The 19,740-nt window shown below is 65.5% G+C and carries 19 protein-coding genes and 1 pseudogene; 7 read left to right on the top strand and 13 right to left on the bottom strand.

Features of this window, described 5'->3' with window-relative positions:
* Nucleotides 1-125: 125 nt before the first annotated feature.
* The 5 genes from ACKVEX_RS00100 to ACKVEX_RS00080 form a co-directional block, all read right to left on the bottom strand.
* Nucleotides 126-1,421, bottom strand: a complete 1,296-nt coding sequence (locus ACKVEX_RS00100; protein WP_473213640.1) for a nucleoside recognition domain-containing protein — start codon at nt 1,419-1,421, stop codon at nt 126-128.
* An 87-nt stretch (nt 1,422-1,508) separates the two neighbouring features.
* Entirely contained in the window at nt 1,509-1,631 is a 123-nt protein-coding gene (locus ACKVEX_RS00095) for a hypothetical protein (RefSeq protein WP_473213639.1), read from the bottom strand.
* Nucleotides 1,632-1,771: 140 nt separating this feature from the next.
* The gene (ppk2, locus tag ACKVEX_RS00090) at nt 1,772-2,953 is read right to left on the bottom strand and encodes a polyphosphate kinase 2 (RefSeq protein WP_473213638.1); all 1,182 of its coding nucleotides are present in this window, start codon (nt 2,951-2,953) and stop codon (nt 1,772-1,774) included.
* A 211-nt stretch (nt 2,954-3,164) separates the two neighbouring features.
* On the bottom strand, nt 3,165-3,368 hold the full coding sequence (locus ACKVEX_RS00085) for a M20/M25/M40 family metallo-hydrolase (RefSeq protein WP_473213637.1): 204 nt from the start codon (nt 3,366-3,368) through the stop codon (nt 3,165-3,167).
* A gap of 78 nt (nt 3,369-3,446) precedes the next feature.
* On the bottom strand, nt 3,447-4,829 hold the full coding sequence (locus ACKVEX_RS00080; RefSeq protein WP_473213636.1) for a diaminopropionate ammonia-lyase: 1,383 nt from the start codon (nt 4,827-4,829) through the stop codon (nt 3,447-3,449).
* 585 nt (nt 4,830-5,414) lie between these two features.
* Here ACKVEX_RS00080 and ACKVEX_RS00075 point away from each other — a divergent pair.
* Together ACKVEX_RS00075 and nudC are read left to right on the top strand one after the other, a co-directional pair.
* Complete coding sequence (locus tag ACKVEX_RS00075) at nt 5,415-5,783, top strand: VOC family protein (RefSeq protein WP_473213635.1); 369 nt, start codon at nt 5,415-5,417, stop codon at nt 5,781-5,783.
* A gap of 558 nt (nt 5,784-6,341) precedes the next feature.
* Complete coding sequence (nudC, locus tag ACKVEX_RS00070; protein ID WP_473213634.1) at nt 6,342-7,145, top strand: NAD(+) diphosphatase; 804 nt, start codon at nt 6,342-6,344, stop codon at nt 7,143-7,145.
* A 1-nt stretch (nt 7,146) separates the two neighbouring features.
* Here nudC and ACKVEX_RS00065 read toward each other — a convergent pair whose 3' ends face one another.
* A complete protein-coding gene (locus ACKVEX_RS00065; protein WP_473213633.1) occupies nt 7,147-7,710 on the bottom strand; it encodes a MarR family winged helix-turn-helix transcriptional regulator in 564 nt (187 codons plus the stop codon).
* Nucleotides 7,711-7,815: 105 nt separating this feature from the next.
* On the opposite strand from ACKVEX_RS00065, the gene ACKVEX_RS00060 reads away from it, so the two are divergent.
* Nucleotides 7,816-8,286 carry a cytochrome P460 family protein gene (locus ACKVEX_RS00060; protein WP_473213632.1) on the top strand — a complete coding sequence of 157 codons (471 nt, stop codon included), beginning with the start codon at nt 7,816-7,818 and terminating at the stop codon, nt 8,284-8,286.
* Here ACKVEX_RS00060 and ACKVEX_RS00055 read toward each other — a convergent pair.
* From ACKVEX_RS00055 to ACKVEX_RS00045, 3 genes are all read right to left on the bottom strand, one after another.
* The gene (locus ACKVEX_RS00055) at nt 8,267-9,214 is read right to left on the bottom strand and encodes a methylated-DNA--[protein]-cysteine S-methyltransferase (protein WP_473213631.1); all 948 of its coding nucleotides are present in this window, start codon (nt 9,212-9,214) and stop codon (nt 8,267-8,269) included. The genes ACKVEX_RS00060 and ACKVEX_RS00055 overlap by 20 nt on opposite strands.
* 78 nt (nt 9,215-9,292) lie before the next feature.
* A complete protein-coding gene (locus ACKVEX_RS00050) occupies nt 9,293-9,982 on the bottom strand; it encodes an SOS response-associated peptidase (RefSeq protein WP_473213630.1) in 690 nt (229 codons plus the stop codon).
* A gap of 99 nt (nt 9,983-10,081) precedes the next feature.
* Nucleotides 10,082-10,561, bottom strand: a complete 480-nt coding sequence (locus tag ACKVEX_RS00045) for a tellurite resistance TerB family protein (protein ID WP_473213629.1) — start codon at nt 10,559-10,561, stop codon at nt 10,082-10,084.
* 133 nt (nt 10,562-10,694) lie between these two features.
* Here ACKVEX_RS00045 and ACKVEX_RS00040 point away from each other — a divergent pair, with 133 nt between their 5' ends.
* A complete protein-coding gene (locus ACKVEX_RS00040; protein WP_473213628.1) occupies nt 10,695-11,267 on the top strand; it encodes a lipocalin family protein in 573 nt (190 codons plus the stop codon).
* A gap of 14 nt (nt 11,268-11,281) precedes the next feature.
* Here ACKVEX_RS00040 and ACKVEX_RS00035 read toward each other — a convergent pair whose 3' ends face one another.
* Genes ACKVEX_RS00035 through ACKVEX_RS00025 form a run of 3 tightly spaced genes read right to left on the bottom strand, consistent with a single transcriptional unit; the run spans nt 11,282 to nt 13,940 of the window.
* Nucleotides 11,282-12,499: a lytic transglycosylase domain-containing protein gene (locus ACKVEX_RS00035; RefSeq protein WP_473213627.1), complete on the bottom strand. Its 1,218-nt coding sequence runs from the start codon at nt 12,497-12,499 to the stop codon at nt 11,282-11,284.
* Between the two features lies 1 nt (nt 12,500).
* Nucleotides 12,501-12,965: a hypothetical protein gene (locus ACKVEX_RS00030; protein WP_473213626.1), complete on the bottom strand. Its 465-nt coding sequence runs from the start codon at nt 12,963-12,965 to the stop codon at nt 12,501-12,503.
* Between the two features lie 60 nt (nt 12,966-13,025).
* Complete coding sequence (locus tag ACKVEX_RS00025; protein ID WP_473213625.1) at nt 13,026-13,940, bottom strand: alpha/beta fold hydrolase; 915 nt, start codon at nt 13,938-13,940, stop codon at nt 13,026-13,028.
* Nucleotides 13,941-14,117: 177 nt separating this feature from the next.
* Here ACKVEX_RS00025 and ACKVEX_RS00020 point away from each other — a divergent pair, with 177 nt between their 5' ends.
* Nucleotides 14,118-16,469, top strand: a complete 2,352-nt coding sequence (locus tag ACKVEX_RS00020; RefSeq protein WP_473213624.1) for a putative bifunctional diguanylate cyclase/phosphodiesterase — start codon at nt 14,118-14,120, stop codon at nt 16,467-16,469.
* Here ACKVEX_RS00020 and ACKVEX_RS00015 read toward each other — a convergent pair.
* Nucleotides 16,418-16,750: pseudogene (locus tag ACKVEX_RS00015) on the bottom strand (lytic transglycosylase domain-containing protein); the annotation flags it as partial. The gene ACKVEX_RS00020 and the pseudogene ACKVEX_RS00015 overlap by 52 nt on opposite strands.
* 117 nt (nt 16,751-16,867) lie before the next feature.
* Here ACKVEX_RS00015 and ACKVEX_RS00010 point away from each other — a divergent pair.
* On the top strand, nt 16,868-17,278 hold the full coding sequence (locus tag ACKVEX_RS00010; protein WP_473213623.1) for a DUF2946 family protein: 411 nt from the start codon (nt 16,868-16,870) through the stop codon (nt 17,276-17,278).
* A 100-nt stretch (nt 17,279-17,378) separates the two neighbouring features.
* Nucleotides 17,379-19,676: a TonB-dependent receptor gene (locus tag ACKVEX_RS00005; RefSeq protein WP_473213622.1), complete on the top strand. Its 2,298-nt coding sequence runs from the start codon at nt 17,379-17,381 to the stop codon at nt 19,674-19,676.
* Nucleotides 19,677-19,740 lie beyond the last annotated feature (64 nt).

The raw sequence follows: 19,740 nt of genomic DNA, 5'->3' as shown, positions 1-19,740 counted from the left end.
TTCAGCCACCCCGGGGCGGGATGCACCGGGGCTTAATTTCCGGCCCAAGGGCCGGTCTCTTCGATGCGGTACTCAGACCGCCCTTCACTGCCACTGCCGCACGCCGCGGGTCCCCCGCGGCGTGCTCACAGGAACAGATAACTGCAGATCGCCACCGCCGCGATCACCGCGACCACGTCGGCGGTCAGCGCAGCGGCCAGCGTGTGGCGGATGCGGCGGATCTGCACCGCGCCGAAATACACCGCCAGCACATAGAACGTGGTTTCGGTCGATCCCTGCAGTGTCGTGACCAGATAACCGACATAGCTGTCCGGACCGATCGCCGGATCGTTGATGATGGATGCCATCACGCCATACGCGCCGGAACCGGACAGGGGCCGCAGCAGCGCCATTGGCAGCGCCTCGGCCGGCAGGCCGACCCGGGACGTAAAGCCACCGAGCACGCTGACCATGACATCCATCGCGCCGCTGGCGCGGAACATGCCGACCGCGACCAGGATCGCGACCAGATACGGAATGATGCGCAGCGCGACCTGGAAGCCGTCCTTCGCGCCCTCGACGAACACCTCGTAGATGCGCACACCGCGTAATGCTCCGAACAGCAGGAAGCCGATCATCAGGCTGGGGATGATCCACGGCGAGATGACCCGTCCCCACAGGATCGTCGCCGGAATCAGCGCGATGATGCTGCCAAGCGCCAGGAATGACACCCACAGCGGATACGCGCCCGGATCCTCGGGCAGCGCTTCGCGCGACGGATCGTCGGTGACCCACGGCCGCTCGATCGCGGCGGCGGCCGGGTCACGCGGTCCGATCGCCGAGAAACGCCTGTACACCGTCGCCGCGGTGATCGCCGCGATCGTCGCGCACACGGTCGCGAACAGGGTAGTCGGCAGGATGCCGGCCGGATCGGCCGAGCCTGCCGCGGCGCGGATCGCGATCACGCCGGTGGGCAGCAGCGTGATGCTGGACGTGTTGATCGCGAGAAACAGCGCCATCGAGTTGGTCGCGGTGCCCGGCCGGGTATTGAGCTTGTCCAGTTCCTGCATGGCGCGAATGCCGAAGGGCGTGGCCGCGTTGCCCAGGCCGAGCGCGTTCGCCGACATGTTCAGGATCATCGCACCCATCGCCGGATGATTGGGCGGAACCTCGGGAAAGAGCCGGGTCATCAGCGGCCGGATCAGCCGCGCGATGATGGTCAGCAATCCGCCCGCTTCGGCGACCTTCATCAGCCCGAGGAACAGTGTCATCACGCCGACCAGCCCGAGCGCGAGTTCCACCGCGCCGCCGGCCGACGAGATCATGCCGGCGGACAGAGCCTCCATCGGGCTCTGCACGCCCTCGACCGGGACATGCGCGATCTCGCGCGACGCAGCGGCGAAGAATGCGATCAGGACGATGCCGAGGAAGATCCGGTTCATTGTGCGGGGACGAGTCTGACGACGGGGGATGCCCGACCGGGAAGCGAGGAACGGCCGCTATTGTGGCACAGTGGCCCGGCCCGGACCTCAGGTTCGGGCAGCGCGACGACGATCGGCGATGAAGGCGAACAGCACGACCAGCCCGGCAGCGATCAGCAGACCGATCGCCGGCAGCGGGTTGCTCAGCCGCTGCGGCGCGCACAGCAGCACGCCGCCCAGGGACGGGGAGCGACCAACCGTTCGAGGAACGGGATCGCATCATCACAGTGAGGACATTGGATGGACCAGAAGAAGTGGAACGTGATCTGCCGGGCCGCCCGGAACTTCCTGCAAGCGGAAACGGGCCTGCGTCACAAAATCGCCACCGCGTGCGCCTCGCCCTGCTCGTAGACCACGTTTGCACGCCCGACCAGCAGCGGATCGATCGGTCCGATGCGCAACTGATCCTTGTTGGTGTAGGGCAGCTTGTGCAGCACGTAGCGCATCGCATTCAGTCGCGCGCGTTTCTTGCAATCGGACTTGACCACGGTCCACGGCGAATCGGCGGTGTCCGTGTGGAAGAACATCGCCTCCTTCGCAGCGGTATAGTCGTCCCACTTGTCCAGCGAGGCCAGATCGATAGGGCTCAACTTCCACTGCTTGAGAGGATGCGCTTCACGCTCCTTGAAACGGCGGCGCTGCTCGTCACGACTGACCGAAAACCAGAACTTGATCAGGATGATGCCGCTTCGCACCAGATTGCGTTCGAACTCGGGAGCCTGACGCATGAATTCGCCATACTCGGCATCCGAGCAGAAACCCATCACCCGCTCGACCCCGGCCCTGTTGTACCAGGAGCGATCGAACAGCACGATCTCGCCGGCCGTCGGCAAGTTCTGGATGTAGCGCTGAAAGTACCACTGACCGCGCTCGGTTTCGGTCGGTTTCTCGAGTGCGATGACGCGCGCGCCCCGCGGATTGAGGTGTTCCATGAATCGCTTGATGGTTCCGCCCTTGCCGGCAGCATCCCGGCCTTCGAACAGGATCACCACCTTCTCACCCGATTCCTTGACCCACTTCTGCAGCTTCAGCAGCTCGACCTGCAAGCCGTACTTCTGCTTCTCGTAGGTCTTGCGACTCATCAGGTTCTTGTACGGATAGCCCCCGCTGCGCCAATCGTCGGCGAGTTCGTCGTCCGCCCGGGTGCCGGTGCGAAAGGTCGCCGCGAGCTCGTCCTGAAACAGGGTGCGGCGCAACATCGCGATGTCGTCAGGGGATGCCCCCTTCAGAATCGCACCGAGATGATCGGCCAGTTGATTGACGTCCGGCCCTGCCCCTGAGCGGATGATGTCTTCCAGCGCGACGAGCTTCGAATCGCTTGCCGCATCGACCGCCTCGGCGATCTCGAAATTCTCCAGGCCGTCCAGCGTCTGATCGGGTGCGACATCCCCCGTTGCGACCGGCCTCCGGACTTTGCTCGCCTTGCGGGATTTGCCGGCCACCGCCTCATTGCCCTGAGCGACTGGGTCGTTCTTCGACTCCTTTGCTGCCATTTGCGCCTCCTTGATCGCAGTTCTCGAATGCTTGAGTCTAAACCTCGTTCGGGCCCCCTGTCTCCGGACCTTTTGACCTGGATCAAATCGATGCGAATTAGATCGACGGACGGATCGGTGGGCAGTTCGCACCATCGACCGACATGAAGCACGCGTCCGGATAAGCATTCGAAAAACACAGCGCGACATCGCAATGTGACCAACGGATGTTTCAGCCCGCCAGATCGAGCATCAGATGCAGCAGCACGTTCGCACCCGCTTCGATCTGCGCCGGCGCCGTATATTCGCGCACGTTGTGACTGATGCCGCCGGCGCCGGGAACGAAGATCATCGCGGTCGGGCAGACCCAGGCCAGCATCTGCGCGGTTGGTGAAGAACGCGACCGCGACCGGATGTTCGGTCTCGATGCCGGCATCGTTGAGCGTCTCGACCCCTTCCAGTCCGGCGATGCGCGCCTGCAGACGCGCGCCATCGATCGAAAGGGCCGGCGCGGTCATGCCGTCACCTCTTCTGCGCTGCGTCCGACGAGTTTCCGATAGAGCACCGGGTCGGTCGCGCCTTCGGTACTGATCACCAGCACGCGGCTGTTTGCGTCCAGTCCGAGCGCCCGCGCGGCATCCGGATGCTGCAGTGCGACCAGTGCTCCGGCGAGCCCGGTCACGCCGGATTCGCCGGACACCAGGCGAGGATCTTCGCCCACGCCCTGCGCCAGCAGCTTCATGCACTCGACCGCAGCCGCGTCCGGGATCGCGAGCGCGTCGTCAGCCGCAGGCTCCAGGATCTCCCAGGCCAGCAGCGACACCTCGCCGCAGGCGAGCCCGGCCATCAACGTGTCCAGATCCCCATGCACCGCGGTCAGCTCCCCCTTCGCGACGCTGTCGAGAATGCAGGCGGCGCGGTCGGGCTCGACAATGACGAAACGTGGCCGTGCAGCACCGAAGCGCTGCCAGAAACGCGCCATCACCGCCGCCGCGAAACCGCCCACGCCGCCCTGCAGGAACACATGGGTCGGCATCGCGTCGGCCGGCAGTTGTTCGATCGCCTCGTCTGCGAGCACGGTGTAGCCCTGCATCACGAGGCGCGGAATGTCCATGTAGCCGGGGCAGGAGGTGTCCGACACCACGATACGGCCGAACTTCGCCGCGTCCTCGGCTGCCTGGCGCACCGAATCGTCGTAGTTACCGGCGGTGCGAACCACGGCCGCACCGTAGCGCTCGATCGCGGCCTTGCGTCCTTCGCTGACGGTCGCATGGATGTAGATCACGCATGGACAACCGAAACGCTGCGCACCCCACGCAACCGAACGCCCGTGATTGCCGTCGGTCGCGCAGGTCACGGTGACGCCGGACACGATGTCACCGTAGCGGGCCGACAACAGGTCGGCGGTGTTGGCGCTCGCACCGGTGCGCTCGCGAATCGCCGCGATCAGGATGCGCGACACCGCGTACGCTCCGCCCAGCGCCTTGAAACTGCCCAGTCCGAAGCGCCCCGCCTCGTCCTTGAACCACACCCGTCCCAACCCGGCGGCTGCGGCCAGACCGCTCAGTTCGTGCAGCGGCGTGACCGCGTAGCCCGGCCAGGTGGCGATCTCCGCGCGCGCCGCGGCGCAGTCGGCTTCGCCCAGCACCGCGTCCTGGCGCGGGCCGAAGGGATTGTCGAAGCGGGCGGCCGCATTGTGACGGTGCTCGAGCGGATGATCGGACAACAGTTTCATGGCGATCCGGGGTCTGATGTGGGGTTCGGTGATGATGGCGTAGTGCTGCGGCTGGCGATGCGGCGCAAAGTTGAACACGTTGTCGCGGATCTCGACACAGCGGTCGAGATCGCAGCTCGCGGTTCGCGAGCATTTCCGGCATACGCTGCGCTGGTGGGGCATCCTGATCTGAAGCCCTCGGCACCGTCGTAGCGCCGGCGCGCGCCCATCCTGGCGCGCTCGATAATGCACCACAGCATCCCATGCTGCATGAATTCGAATCACAGGACTCACTCGAACACAGGGCTGATTCAATCGATAGATTCAAGGATAAAATCATTCCATGGCGATTCTTATTGCAACGCACCACAAGCTCGACTATTCTTGATTCGTCTCCTCCACCCTCCTCCAATGGTGTGGATTGAGCCCGGTCATGCAAATGCCCGGGCTCTTTTTTTGCCAGTACACCTGTGAGCCGTCTGCGCAGACGGCTCGAGCCAACGCTGTGAACAGCTTCGCCATTACTGCAATGCACGAAAAAAAGCCCGGACCGTTTCGGGCCCGGGCTAATCCACACCATTGGAGGAGGGTGGAGGAGACAGGTCCAATACTAGACCGAAAGTTGGTGCAACGCAACAAATCTGACTGACAAGTTTTCTATGCCGGAATCAACCCAGTGAATACCCGGCGGAGCCGCCCTCGAGCCCTGCCGCCGCTGCTTACTCGATTCATTCGTGGCACCCTACGGCTTTCACACGGGAGATTCGAATGATCGGCTACGTCACCATCGGCGTTCGCGACATGAACGACGCGAAGACGTTCTACTCTGCACTGCTCGCACCGCTCGGCGCAAAACCTATCGTCGACATCGGACGCATGATCCTGTTCGGTAGCGGTCGCGACAAACCCATGCTGGGCATCTGCCTGCCGTTCGATGGCCAGCCGATGCATCCGGGCAACGGCAACATGTTCGCGCTGCAGGCACCCAGCCGTGAGGACGTCGATGCGCTCTACGCGAAGGCGATCGAACTGGGCGCGACCAGCGAGGGGGAACCGGGCCCACGCACACCGACCTTCTACGGCTGCTATCTGCGCGACCCGGATGGAAACAAGTTCGCGCTGTACAAGATGGGCTGATCCGCCGGAGCAGACACATGGGCACCGACGCCGGACCGGTTATGGTCGCGCTGGCCATCGACGTGGTGCTGTCCGCCTGCGTCGCATGGATCGTAGCGAGGCTCTACCGTCGTCGCGACCCGCGCCGCGGCGACCGGAGGCCAATGATCCTGGAAACTCCATTGACCACAGCTTGCCGGGTGATTGGCAAAACGGTCCTTACATAGGGTTCCCCCGAAGCGACAGCCTCGCCCGTATCGTATACTCTTCACCGCTAATGTTCGCTGACCCATTCCTTGTACAGGAGTCGCCAACAATGCCGCAATTCATGTTGCCCAGGTTGATCGCCACTTCAATGACCACCAGCCTTTCGGTGCTCGTCGCAACCTTCGAGCTGCAGCACAATCTGTTCACCGGTCGGGGGTGGTCGCACGGGACCACCCCCTCGGTCGAACGACCAGGGTCGAACGACGAACCGCTGCGTCGGGTTCGGGCGGCCGAGTCGGTCTCTCCCCTTCTGTGGACCACGCGACCGGCCAACGACAATCTGGCCTTTCGCGCAGGAAGCGCCCACACATCTTGAGTGACGACAGCCCGGCCGCGCACGGCCTCTGGTTCGTCGCGCGTGCTCAGACGCTGTTGTTGAACTTCGATGACGGTCTGCCCGCTTACGGACCGTGTCCGTTCATCCCGCACGACGCGATCGCCCGGACGCTGCGCATCGGCGAAATCGAAGGCGCGCCCTGTTTCGCCGCCGAAATCCCGGATGACTCAGTCCCCCCTGCCGGCATGGCCTTCGTCGGATATCGCGGACTGTCGGACAAGCTCGATGCGGCCCGGGTGAGCATGGCTGCGCGCGCCATGGAACTGCTCGAATGGGACCGCAGCAACCGGTTCTGCGGCGCCTGCGGGGCACCGACCTGCCGACTTTCCGACTCGATCGTGAGGCAGTGCAGCAACGACGCCTGTGGCCGCGATCACTATCCTCGGGTTTCACCGGTCGTCATCGTCGCGGTCGAGCGCGGACCCGAGATCCTGCTCGGCCGGTCGCCGCACTTTCCGCCCGGTCTCTACAGCGCGCTGGCCGGCTTCATCGATGCGGGCGAAGACGTCGAGCAGGCCATCCATCGCGAGATATTCGAGGAAACCCGGCTGACGGTGCGCAACCTGCGCTACTTCGCCAGCCAGCCCTGGCCATTCCCACATTCGCTGATGCTGGGCTACCACGCCGATTATGCGGGCGGCGACATCGTGTGCGCGCCAGGCGAGATCGAGGACGCGCGCTTCTACCACGTGGATCGACTGCCCGAGCGCATCCCGGGCAGCGGCACGATCGCCCATTGGCTGATCGAGGATTTCAGGCGACGTCACGGTCGGGGGTGACCTAACCCGGCTCTCCAGAAGGCGCGCTCCATTCCCGGCAGATGCGGACGGTCTGCTCTGCCGCCAGTGGCTCGCTGGTCAGGCCGCAGCGGGCACCGTCCTTTTCGGACAGAAAGTGTGCGCACTGACGACAGACGCCAAACGCACGCTGGCCGTTCAGGCGTTGCAGCGCACTGAGCAGCTTGCGCAGTGTCGCGTCGAGTCGGGCCGCCTCTGCCGGTAACGCACTCAGCGCTGTCTCGAGACGCTCTGCCCAACTGTCCTCCACCACTGCCTGGCCGGCGTCGGTCAGCGTCAGATGCACGCGCCTGCCATGCACCGGGTCGGGTTGCTTCAGCAGCAAACCCTTGCGTTCGAGCACCGCGAGGCTCTGCGAGACCGTTCCGCGCGTAATGCCGAAATAATCCGCGATCGCGATCGGCAGGTCGCTGTAGCGATTGGCCAACGCCAGATAGCGCAGCACCTGCACATGAATCGGCAGCAAGCCGTGACGGGCCGCATCCTCGCGAACGGATTGGTGAATCAGCGCCCCGAGGCGCTCGAGCAGCAAAGACGAAGCATTCATTGTATAAATGTATCGCCTCGATACACCTCTTGACAAGCATGATGCATCGACTCTAAGCTTTAAGTGCATCGAGTCGATGCATCATTCAGAACTGAGGAGAGCACCATGAAACGACTGCTGACGCTACTGTTGATCCCCGCATGGAGCGCCGCCCTGGCCGAGGCCGAGGTGGCCTATCCGGACGGCTATCGCGACTGGCATCACGTGAAGAGCATGGTGATCGAGCAGGGACACCCGCTGCACGAAGCCTTCGGGGGCATCCACCACCTGTACGCGAACGCGAAGGCGGTGGAGGGCTACCGCGCCGGTCGCTTTCCGGACGGCGCCGTGATCGTGTTCGACCTGCTGGAGGCGACTCGGGCCGACAATGCGGTCACCGAAGGCGCGCGCAAGGTCGTGGGCGTCATGCATAAGGATCAGGCCCGGTTCGCCGACACCGGTGGCTGGGGCTTCGAGGGCTTCGCCGGCGGCGATCCCACGCAGCGCGTCGTCGGCAAGGATGCGGCAACCGCCTGTTACGGCTGCCACGCGCCGCAGCAGGACCACGACTACGTGTTCAGCCGTCTGCGCGACTGAGGACTCCATCGGCGCCGGCCCTGCCGCAGTTGTCCAGTGCCGGCCGGTCACCGATACCGGCAGCCCTGGCCGCCTCCCAGCCGAGCATCGCATACTTGCGGGTCGCCCCCCAGCGATAATTTCCGACCTCGCCCGATTCGCGGATGACGCGGTGGCACGGAATCAGATATCCGATCGTGTTCGCCGCGACCGCGCCACCCACGGCCCGCGACGCGGTCGGCGCCGAAATCCCGCGCGCGAGCGCCTTGTAAGACAGCAGCGTCCCCGGCTCGGTCCGGATCAACGCCTCCCACACCTTGATCTGGAAGTTGGTGCCGCGCAGCAGCAGATGCAGCCGTCCACGGGTCGGCGTCACCGGAAAGACGGTCGCCATCAGCGCGCCCGCCCCATCGTCGTCGCGCGTGATCGACGCGCCCGGCCACAGTCGCTGCAGCTCCGGGATCATGCCGACCGGCTCCTCGGCGCAGAACGCGAGGTGGCAGATGCCACGCGCGGTCCAGGCGACCAGCGCGTCCCCGAACGGCGACGCAGCGATCCCGCAGCGAATCCGGATGCCAAGCCCGCCCGACCTGATCTCGCCGGGCGTCATCGCCTCGCAACTGATCATCAGATCATGCAGACGGCCGGGCCCGCTCAGACCACTGTCCGCCGCGACCGACAGCAGATCCGACGCGCGGGCCAGTTCCGCCCGGGCATGCTCCTTGGTCAGGTACTGCAGAAAGCGCTTCGGCGAGATGCCGGCCCAGCCGGTGAACAGGCGCTGCAGGTGGAAGGGGCTCATGTGCACGGCGTCGGCCACCGCCTCCAGGCTCGGCTGACTGCCCGCATTCGCACGAATGAACTCGATCGCATGCGCGACCACCGCATAGTGTCGTGCGCTTTCGTCGAGCGCAGCGGTGTGCGCGATTTCCTCACCAGGCGTTTTCATGCACGCAGTGTGCGTCAGCGAAACCGTGCCGACAATCCGATTCTTGCGCTGATCGAGCTGCAGGCAGGGTTCGGGGTTTCAGGTGCCGCCGGAGCCCGATTTCGCTGGCACGATCAGATCGGGGCTCTCGTGGCGCACGTTTCCGACCGCGGTCGATACCGCGTGGTATTGCAGCAGTCGGTCGGCGGCCGGCCTGATCAGCGACGCGACGTCCTGCGCCGGCACGCCGGCGTCCAGCCACGTGCCGTAGGCCTCGGGCGGCAGGATCACCGGCATGCGGTCGTGCAGCGGGCGCAGCGCGTCGTTCGCGTCGGTGGTGATCACGGTGAAGGTGTCGAGCGACTCGCCGTCGCCAGGTCGGGTCCAGCGTTCCCACAGCCCGGCCACACCGAGCAGCGCGTCGTGGGCGGCATGAATGTAATGCGGCTGCTTGCCGCCCGGAACGGCCCGCCATTCGTAGAACCCGTTCATTGGCACGATGCAGCGCCGGCGCCTGAACGCCGAGCGGAAGGACGGCTTGTCGGCCACCGTCTCGCCACGCGCATTGATGAGCCGGGTCGCGATCGCCTCATCCTTCGCCCATGCGGGAATCAGGCCCCAGCGCAGCGCCTGCACCACCCGCTCCCCGCCGGGTCGCTGCCGGATCACCGGCAACCACTGCATCGGAGCGGCGTTGTAGCGCGGCGCGAAGTCGAAACCCTCGACCTCGGCGTCGAAGGTCTCACGCAGGCGCGAGACCGGCCCATAAAGCGCGTAGCGACCACACATCGGCATCTCCTTGACGAGGCTTCCTCACCATCTTCCGACGGCGGCGGACTGGCCCAGCATAGCCGACCTGCTCCACGGTTCGGCCGGATCTTGCCGCAGTCAGCTCTCCAGCCCGAACGACGCGCGCGCCCGTTGTTTTGCGGCGACGAAATCGCCACGCGGGATGTAGAGCAGATCGCCTAGCTTGAGCATCAGGTGGTTCTCGTGATTGCTCAGATGGCCATCCGCATAGGCCACCTCCCACAGATGCTCGACCATGCGCACCTTCTGTTCGAGGCTGAAACCCTTGTTCAGGCGCGACGTGAAGGTGTACAGGTCCGGGGCATCGCGCGACGTCGCCTTGGCCAGTTCGAACAGCCGTTCAACCTCGTCACCGGTCAGCGCGAACTTGGCCTCGAGCGCGTCGATGACCGCGTCACGTTCGGCCTCCTTGATGTCCGAATCGGCCCGCATCACCTCGACCAGCAACACCGCGGTCGCGAGTTGCAGCCTGTGCTCGACCCCCTCCGGCCGTTGATCGGCGGAGGCCTGCGGCAGATCGGTGAGGGTCCGGAAGAGTTCCTTGAGGGTGCGGATCATCGTGGGCTCACGGCTTGACGGGTGTCCTGCTCAGTCGTCGGAGCGGCCAAAGAGTTCCTCGATCGACAGGGTGCGCAACCGTCCTCGGGAAGGCATACACTCGACCGTACAGCAATCCACGAGGAACGCCTCCATGAAACTTCGATTCCCGTTATGCGGCCTGATCCTCGCGGCCGGTCTCTCGCTGGCTATCGCCGCGGCAAATGCTGACGAATCGACACCTTCATCGCCAGCCGCGCTCGCCCCCATCGCGTCGCTGGACGTGCCGCGCTACATGGGCACCTGGCACGAAGTCGCGAAATACCCGAACTGGTTCCAGCGCAAATGTGTCGGCGACACCACCGCACACTATCGGCTTCAGGCCGATGGCCGGGTAGAGGTCACCAACCGCTGCAGGACCGACGACGACCGCTTCATCGAGGTGGTCGGCATCGCCCGTCAGATCGGCGCGGAGGATTCCCCCGTGCTCAAGGTTCGCTTCGCACCCGCGTGGCTGTCTTTCATCCCGTTCGTGTGGGGCGATTACTGGCTCATCGACCTCGACCCGGACTACCAGCTCGCCGCGGTCAGCGAACCCGGCCGGAAGTACCTGTGGATACTGTCCCGCACACCGCAGGTCGCCCCCTCCGCCTACCAGGCCTTGCTCGAAAGACTCGCGCGGATGGGGTTCGACCTCGACCGACTGGAGGCGGCCGTCACCGGCTGACAACAACTGCCGAGTCACTGCTGCGCCGGCGCAAGCGCCACGGCGCCGTCCCCCGGAAACACATGGCGTGGAAAGGGATAGAAGCTCAGGATGCGGCGAACATATTCCCGGGTCTCGTCAAAGGGCGGCACGCCACCATATTGTTCGACTGCCCCTTCGCCCGCGTTATAGGCGGCCGCGGTCAGGATCACGTCGCCGTCGTAGCGCCGCAGCAGCCATTTGAGATAGGCGAGCCCGCCGCGCACGTTCTGTTCCGGATCGAACGAATCCCGCACACCGAAGCGCTCGGCCGTTTCGGGAATCAGCTGCATCAGCCCCTGGGCATTCTTGGCCGAACGCGCAAGCGGGTCGAAGTCCGACTCGGCCCGCGCGATCGCCAGCGCGAGGCGCGGATCCACCCCGAACTTCGGGGCCAGCCGCGCGACAAGTTGCGCGTGCGGCCGGCGCGCACCGGTCACGTTGCCCGGATCACCCGCAAGGATGATCGGCGCAAAATCCGCGGGAATGCCTTCATGCAGCACGGAGCGGCCGCCATTGAGGCAGTCGGGCAGCACGAAGGGGTGGCGGGCCTGGCCGAGCGACTTGCGCGCCTGCACATGGCCGCGCTGGGCGGCCACACGGAACAGCGTCGCGCTGATCGCCGCATCGCGCCGCACGCCGCGCCCGCTCTGGTAGAGCCGACCGAGCCGGAACTGGGCCTCGGCACTGCCGAAGCGCGCGGCCGTGCAATAACGTGCAGCCGCCTTCGCGAACTGGCGGTTGCGTTCGGCGCGATCGCCCTCCTGCAGCAATCGCGCGACCGCAGGCGGCTCCCCGGCCCACGCCTGCCGGTGGCCTTGCGCATGCGCGGCGACGCCGAGCAGGCCCATGACCAGCGCGGCAATCAGCACTCGAAGGACCTTCATGGACAGGCGCATCGCCTCACTTCTTTTCGCATTGCTTCCGATCATTCTAGCCGGAGTTCCCGTCCCGCGACGGAGGCGGTCGGACGGTACCCGAGCCACAACCCACACCGCCACCGCGGCCGACACCACCGCCCACATGCCGACCAGACTCGCCGCCGCCAGCACCACCTGGCCGATGATCACGCTGCGGCGCAAACCGATGACGTCCGCGAGCAGGCCCATCAGCACGCCGACCAGCATGCCCGCCATCTGCACCATGGAAAGCAGGAACCGCGCCTGCGCAGTCGGCCACACGGCGGCGCAAGGGTCGGGAATGCATGCGCTCACGTCATTCGCCCCGGTCCGACTCTCCGTTTCCCGGCGATATCAGCGTGAAGCTGGTGTGCTTGACGACACCATCGACGAAGTGCACGTTGAACAACGTCGCTTGCAGGCCCGCCCCCTCGTTCTCGACGTTCCAGTTCCACACCTCCTCGCCCGACAGCCGGAAACGGTTGACCTCCCGATGCCGACCGAGCAGGCGCTCCACCTCCTCCGTCGTCATGCCGGCCCTGACCCGGCGAAGGTTCTCGCGCGTGAGCGCATCGAACTGCGCGACGACCCCTCCGTTTGCATCGACCGTATACATCCAGTTGCGGATGCCCATCGGCTGCCTCGAATACTCGAGCGTACGCGTACCGTCATTGTTGGCCCACACCCGGTCCGGCGTTCCACGCCGGTCGAGCAGTTCGGCTTCGGTCGAAAACACGCGCGTCTGGCCGAACCCGGCACAGCCCGCCAGCAAGAGCATCAAGACACCGATCGAAAAGTTTCGTAACCACATCTCAAGACCCTCCATGGTCTGTTGTCACACTCATCCGTGCATGAAGCGCTTCAGCGCCGCCGCGGTCGCGTCCGGCAGTTCTTCCGGAATGAAATGCCCCGCAGGCATCGGTTCACCCACGACCCGCCCCGCACACTGCGCCTGCCACAGTACGAGCGGGTCGAACAGACGGTGGACCACGCCGCGCTCGCCCCACAGCACCAGCGTGTCGCAATCGATCCGCCCCCCGTGCGCACGGCTCGCGCGGTCGTGCGTCAGGTCGATGCCGGCGCTGGCGCGATAGTCCTCGCACGCCGCGTGGACCGCTTCGGGGCGGCAAAAGCAGCGCTCGTACTCGGCCCGTGCGTCCGTTTCGATGTGGTTCAGCCCGCCCGCACCCCAGCCACCCAGATTGGCGAGCAGATAGTCGCGCGCGACCGGGCCGATCATCATCTCGGGCAGCGGCGCCGGCTGGATCAGGAAGAACCAGTGGTAGTAGGCCCGCGCGAACGCCATGTCGGTGTGCTCGTACATGTCCAGCGTCGGCGCGATGTCGATCAGGCACAGGCGCGCGACCCGGCCCGGATGATCCAGCACCAGCCGGTGCGCGACGCGCGCGCCGCGGTCGTGGCCGCACAGAAGAAAGCGCTGCACGCCGAGCGCATCCATGACCGCAATCACGTCCGCTGCCATCGCCCGCTTGCTCGCCTGCGCATGATCCGGCTCGTCCGGCGGACAGGTCGAATCGCCGTAGCCCCGCAGGTCCGGCATCACGATAAAGAAGTCCTGCCGCAGCGCCTGCGCCACCCGCCGCCACATCACATGGCATTGCGGGTAGCCGTGCACCAGTACCATCACCGGCCGACCGTCACGGGCATCGGTATCCACCCGGGCCCGGATCCTGACTCCATTCACATCGAAGTGCCGGACCTCGAAACCGGTCCAGTCGAAGGCGGTGGCGTTCATCGTTTCTTCTCCTCGAATCATCGGGTCACGGCGAAATGAAGGGCGAATGGATCGCGCGCCGGGTGCTACCCTATGCTTTCCATTCTGGCAGGCATGGGCTCGATACCGAAGGCAAAAGAACATTAATCGCCATCCGTATGCGGCCTCGATGACGCCTACCCTCCATCCAGGTTCGGCATGAACGCGATCGACATCTTTCCATGCAACGACAGCCTCGATACCGGCATAGGCACGATCGATGAGCAGCATCGTCAGTTGGTCGATCTGCTCAACCAGCTCGCACGTGAAGTCGCGATCGGACACCCGCCGGGGCCGGAGCGTACCCTCCATGAGCTCGCGGACTGCGCGAAACGGATGGCCGATGCACTGCGGGCCAAATCCGACGCGCTGGTCACCGCACACCAGCGTCTGCTCAGCATCCTGGACGGCTGCAGCGCCGCGGTGTACGTGGCCGACATGGACACGCACGAAGTGCTGTTCATCAACGCGCATGCCCGCGCATTGCTGGGCGACGTCGTCGGCAAGACCTGCTGGAAGATCATGCAGGCCGGCATGCCCCAACCGTGCGACTTCTGCACCAACGATCGACTGCTCGACGCGGATGGCAAACCGGCGCCCCCGGTGGTGTGGGAGTACCACAACCCGATGCTGCAGCGCTGGTTTCAGCTCCACGACCAGGCCATCTCGTGGGACGACGGTCAATACGTGCGCTTGGAGATCGCACTCGACATCACCGAGCGCAAGGCGGCCGAGGCGGCCCTGAAGGACAGCGATGAGCGCTACCGCGTGCTGTTCCACCAGTCGCGTGATGCGCTGATGGTAATGTCGCCGCCCGACTGGCGCTTTCTCGCCGGCAATCCGGCGATGGTGGAGCTGTTCGGCGCCGACAACCTGGATCAACTACTGACACTGGGGCCGGCCGACGTATCGCCCCCCTTCCAGCCCGACGGCCGGCCCTCGGCCGAACTGGCGCGCGAGATGCTCGAGACCGCAGTGCGCGACGGTTCGTGCTTCGGCGAGTGGACCCACCGGCGGCTGGACGGTGACGAGATCCCCTGTACCGTGCTGCTCACCCGCACGGAGCTGTCCGGCAGGCTGCTGGTGCAGGGCACGGTGCGTGACATCTCGCTGCAGAAGGCGCAGCAGCGGCAACTCGAGCACATCGCCCATTACGACCCGCTGACCAACCTGCCGAACCGCGCGCTGCTGGCCGACCGCATGCAGCAGGCCATGGTCCAGGCCGTGCGGCGCGGCTCCACGCTGACCATCGCCTATCTCGATCTCGACGGCTTCAAGGCGATCAACGACCGCTACGGGCATGACGCGGGCGACCGCGTGCTGATCGCAGCGGCCGATCGCATGCGGCACGCGCTGCACGAAGGCGACACGCTCGCCCGCCTCGGCGGCGACGAGTTCGTCGCGGTGCTTCTGGACCTGCCTGACATCGACGCCTGCAAACCCACGCTGATGCGCCTGCTCGGCGCTGCCGCCGAAGAGGTGGACGAGGACGGTGTCGTACTGCAGGTCTCCGCGAGCCTGGGCGTGACCTTCTACCCGCAGGACGAGTCGATCGACGCCGACCAGCTGCTGCGCCAGGCCGATCAGGCGATGTACCAGGCCAAGCTGTCGGGCAAGAACCGCTACCACTTCTTCGACATGGTGCACGATCGTGCCGTACGCGGCCATCACGCGAGCCTGGAGCAGATCCGGCAGGCACTGCTCGATCACGGGTTCGTGCTGCACTACCAACCCAAGGTCAACATGCGCAGCGGCGCGGTGGTCGGCATGGAAGCGCTGATCCGCTGGCAGCATCCCGAGCGCGGCCTGCTGCCGCCGGCCGAATTCCTGCCGGTGATCGAGAACCATCCGCTCGGCGACGCGCTCGGCTACTGGGTGCTCGAGTCCGCGCTCGCGCAGATGTCGGCCTGGCGCAGGCGCGGCCTGAACCTGCCGGTCAGCGTCAACGTCAGCGCGCATCAACTGCAGCACACCGACTTCCTGCCGCGTCTGCGCGAGAAGCTCGCCGCCCATCCCGACCTGCCGGCGGATCAGCTCGAACTCGAGGTCCTGGAAACCAGCGCGCTGGCGGATCTCGCGCTGGTGTCACGCATCATCGGCAACTGCGTGGCGCTGGGCGTGGGCTTTGCGCTGGACGACTTCGGCACCGGCTATTCGTCGCTTACCTACCTGAAGCGTCTGCCCGCCCGGACGCTGAAAATCGACCGCAGCTTCTTGCGCGACATGCTCGACGACCCGGAAGATCTCGCCATCCTGGAGGGCATCCTGGGGCTCGCGCGCGCGTTCCAGCGGGTGCCGATCGCCGAGGGCGTCGAGACCGACGCGCATGGCGAACGTCTGCTCGACCTGGGCTGCGAACTCGCCCAGGGCTACCGCATCGCCCGCCCGATGCCGGCCGCGGACATCCCGGCCTGGGTCGCGGCCTGGCAACCTCCGCCCTGCTGGCAGGACAGACCGATTCAGTGCCCGGTGGTCGCGAGCGCCAGCGCGCCGTCGCCCGGAAACACATAGCGCGCGGACGGATAGAAACTCAGGATGCGACGCATATATTCCTGCGTCTCGGCATAGGGCGGCACGCCGCCATGGCGCGCGACCGCGCCTTCGCCGGCATTGTAGGCGGCGGCGGTCAGCACCACGTCGCCATCGAAACGCCGCAGCAGCCATCTGAGGTAGGCCAGGCCGCCGCGCACGTTCTGCTCCGGATCGAACGCGTCGCGAACGCCGAAGCGCTCGACGGTATCCGGAATCAGCTGCATCAGCCCCTGCGCATTCTTCGGTGAGCGCGCGAGCGGATCGAAGGTTGAGACGACGCTATCGGCTGCACGACCGCCTGTCCGTGATGCATGCCACCGTCCATCTGATCGAGATCAAATCCGCTCTTTTACACGCGTGATAGCCTCCTGATCCAAATGACACGATTCCGACCCGGCCTTCGACTGCCTCGTATCGCGCTGTGGCTCGCCTTCCTGGCAACCCTGTCGCATCTGGGGCTCGGCTACGCCAGTGCGCAGCATCATGCGCGCATGCTCGCATCTGGGTCGGGCGCATGGGGTGAAGTGTGCACACCGTTCGGCATCGAACGCATCCTTCTGCCCGAGGCCGAACAGGACGGGCAGGACGATCCTCCGGCGGCGACACAGATGGCCGAGTGCCTGGTCTGTGCCGCGGCATCGTTTGCTGGCCCGCCTCCGTCCGCCGCACCTCAGCCCCTTCCGCCTCTGGCGTACCCGACATCGGGCAGCGCATTCTCGACGGACGAGCCGGGCACGGATTTCCTGACCCTCCACCCGCCTCCGCGCGCCCCGCCCCTGCTTTCCTGAAGTCCCATCGATCAGCCGCAACCACACGGTCTGCCCGCCCCTGTGCGGCAGACGGTGCGTGATTGCGGCACACGACAACGGTCACTCTTCAGGAATCGACATGAACACTCGACATCATTGCGCACCCGTCCGTCCACGCCGCTTATCGCTGGCGCTCGCCCTGCTTCCCTTCGCCCCGCTGGCCACCGCCCAGGACGTCACCCTCACTCCGATCGTGGTCGAAGCCCGTCGCGACGACCCGTCACTCATCGGCTCGTCGGCGGTCGGCACCGGCACCGTCCAGTCCCTTCGATCGGCGACCAGTGACACTGCGACACTGCTTCGCGAGGTACCCGGAATGAGCATTTATGGCGCCGGCGGCGTATCGAGCCTGCCGGTGATCCGTGGCCTGGCCGACAACCGGCTGCGCATCAAGGTCGACGGCATGGACCTGATCGCTTCCTGTCCGAATCACATGAATCCCCCATTGTCATACCTCGATCCGACCAACGTGGGTGCGTTGCAGGTCTATGCCGGCATCACGCCGGTGAGCGTCGGTGGCGACAGCATCGGCGGCACGATCATCGCGAGCACACCCGCGCCGGATTTTGCCGCGCCTGGCGAGGCACCTCTCGCACAAGGCGAAGCAGGGACGTTCTTTCGAAGCAACAACAACGCCCGCGGCGTCAATCTGTCCGCCACCTACGCCACGGAATCGTTCAACCTGAGCTACAGCGGCGCGCTGAGCAAGGCGAACAACTACACGGCCGGCGGCGACTTCAAGACTTTCCGTGAAACCGGTCGGGCCGGACACACCCTGTCACTCGACGAAGTGGGTTCGACCGCCTACGACACCCGCAACCACAACCTCGGCTTGGCTTTCCGCGGGAGCGACCAGCTCTTCGAAGCCCGCGTCGGCTATCAGGACATGCCCTACCAGCTGTGGCCTAACCAGCGCATGGACCTGCTCGACAACGAGCAACTCAGCGTGAACCTGCGCTACCTGGGTCAGTTCGAGTGGGGCACGCTGGAAGCCGGTGCCTATCGGGAAACGGTCGACCACTTCATGGACTTCGGCGACGACAAGCGCTTCTTCTATGGATCCGCCTCGGGCGGCGCAGCCGCCATCAACCCTGTCCCTTGCTCGCCCATCAGTCCCGCATGCGCGCAGGGCATGCCGATGTACACCGAGAGCCGGACCATCGGCGGCACGATCAAGGCCGACATCGATCTCGCGCAGGGCGACGTGCTGCGCGTCGGGACCGAGTTCCAGCGCTACCGGCTGGACGACTGGTGGCCGGCCTCGGGTGGCGGGATGTGGCCCGACACCTTCGTGAACATCAACGACGGCGAACGTAACCGCAACGCAGTCTTCGCCGAGTGGGAATCGCAAGCCCACGCCCGCTGGAACACGCTGGTCGGCGCCCGATTCGAGCGGGTGCGAACCGATGCCGGTCCAGTGTCGCCGTACAGCGCCATGGCGGGCGGCCAGAGCCAGGCCGACGCGTTCAACGCCCGGGATCGCGAGCGCACCGACAACAACTGGGACTTCACCGCACTTGCGCGATACACGCTCGATGCCACCCGCGACATCGAGTTCGGTATCGCCCGCAAAGTGCGCTCACCCAGCCTGTACGAGCGCTACACGTGGCGCACACGCGGCATGGAGATGCTGATGGTCAACTGGTTCGGCGACGGGAACGGTTATGTGGGCGACATCGACCTGGAGCCGGAAAAGGCATACACCGTGAGCGCGACCTTCGATTGGCATGCCCCCGATCGCAGCTGGGAGTTCAAGGCCACGCCCTACTACACGCGTGTCAGCGACTACATCGACGCAGTCCGCTGCCCGACCAGCCTTGGCGGCGCATGCACCGAAGCCAACCTGAGTGCCACCGACAGCTTCGTCTTCCTGCAACTGGCGAACCAGTCGGCGCGGCTCTATGGCGTCGACCTGTCGGGACAGGCGCCGCTGGGCAGGACGGCCTGGGGCGAGTGGGGCGTCAAGGGCCTGCTCAACTACACCAACGGCAAGAACCGCGACACCGGTGATCGCCTCTACAACATCATGCCGCTCAATGCCAAGCTCACCCTCACGCACAGAATCGGTGGGTGGGACAACGGCATCGAAGTGGAAGGCGTGACGGCCAAGACCCGGGTCTCGGAGGTACGCAACGAGGTCGAGACCTCCGGCTTCGGACTGGTCAATGCGCGCGCGAGCTACTCGTGGAAGCAGGCGCGGGTCGACTTCGGGGTCGAGAACCTCTTCGACCGGTTCTATCGCCTGCCGCTGGGTGGCGCCTACCTGGGCCAGGGCACGACGATGACCTCCACACCGGTCGGCATCGTCCCGCGCTGGGGGAACGTCGTGCCCGGCATGGGACGCTCCATTTATGCCGGATTGAACGTCACGTTCTGAGCCAGATTAGATAAATCGGGGACGGGCCACGATTACGTGATTGCGTTAATCGTGGTCTGAAAAT

The organism is Denitraticella aggregata (assembly GCF_048158365.1).
Taxonomy (GTDB): Bacteria; Pseudomonadota; Gammaproteobacteria; order Burkholderiales; family Rhodocyclaceae; genus Azoarcus_F.
The sequence above is the reverse complement of the archived record's forward strand: the minus strand, read 5'-3'. Positions and strand labels throughout refer to the sequence as shown.

Bases quoted from the DNA above. Each gene is read 5' to 3' on its own strand.
- ACKVEX_RS00100 (WP_473213640.1), bottom strand. From the start codon at position 1,421: ATGAACCGGATCTTCCTCGGCATCGTCCTGATCGCATTCTTCGCCGCT.
- ppk2 (WP_473213638.1), bottom strand. From the start codon at position 2,953: ATGGCAGCAAAGGAGTCGAAGAACGACCCAGTCGCTCAGGGCAATGAG.
- ACKVEX_RS00085 (WP_473213637.1), bottom strand. From the start codon at position 3,368: ATGCCGGCATCGAGACCGAACATCCGGTCGCGGTCGCGTTCTTCACCA.
- ACKVEX_RS00080 (WP_473213636.1), bottom strand. From the start codon at position 4,829: ATGCCCCACCAGCGCAGCGTATGCCGGAAATGCTCGCGAACCGCGAGC.
- ACKVEX_RS00075 (WP_473213635.1), top strand. From the start codon at position 5,415: ATGATCGGCTACGTCACCATCGGCGTTCGCGACATGAACGACGCGAAG.
- ACKVEX_RS00065 (WP_473213633.1), bottom strand. From the start codon at position 7,710: ATGAATGCTTCGTCTTTGCTGCTCGAGCGCCTCGGGGCGCTGATTCAC.
- ACKVEX_RS00060 (WP_473213632.1), top strand. From the start codon at position 7,816: ATGAAACGACTGCTGACGCTACTGTTGATCCCCGCATGGAGCGCCGCC.
- ACKVEX_RS00055 (WP_473213631.1), bottom strand. From the start codon at position 9,214: ATGAAAACGCCTGGTGAGGAAATCGCGCACACCGCTGCGCTCGACGAA.
- ACKVEX_RS00050 (WP_473213630.1), bottom strand. From the start codon at position 9,982: ATGTGTGGTCGCTACGCGCTTTATGGGCCGGTCTCGCGCCTGCGTGAG.
- ACKVEX_RS00045 (WP_473213629.1), bottom strand. From the start codon at position 10,561: ATGATCCGCACCCTCAAGGAACTCTTCCGGACCCTCACCGATCTGCCG.
- ACKVEX_RS00040 (WP_473213628.1), top strand. From the start codon at position 10,695: ATGAAACTTCGATTCCCGTTATGCGGCCTGATCCTCGCGGCCGGTCTC.
- ACKVEX_RS00025 (WP_473213625.1), bottom strand. From the start codon at position 13,940: ATGAACGCCACCGCCTTCGACTGGACCGGTTTCGAGGTCCGGCACTTC.
- ACKVEX_RS00020 (WP_473213624.1), top strand. From the start codon at position 14,118: ATGAACGCGATCGACATCTTTCCATGCAACGACAGCCTCGATACCGGC.
- ACKVEX_RS00010 (WP_473213623.1), top strand. From the start codon at position 16,868: ATGACACGATTCCGACCCGGCCTTCGACTGCCTCGTATCGCGCTGTGG.
- ACKVEX_RS00005 (WP_473213622.1), top strand. From the start codon at position 17,379: ATGAACACTCGACATCATTGCGCACCCGTCCGTCCACGCCGCTTATCG.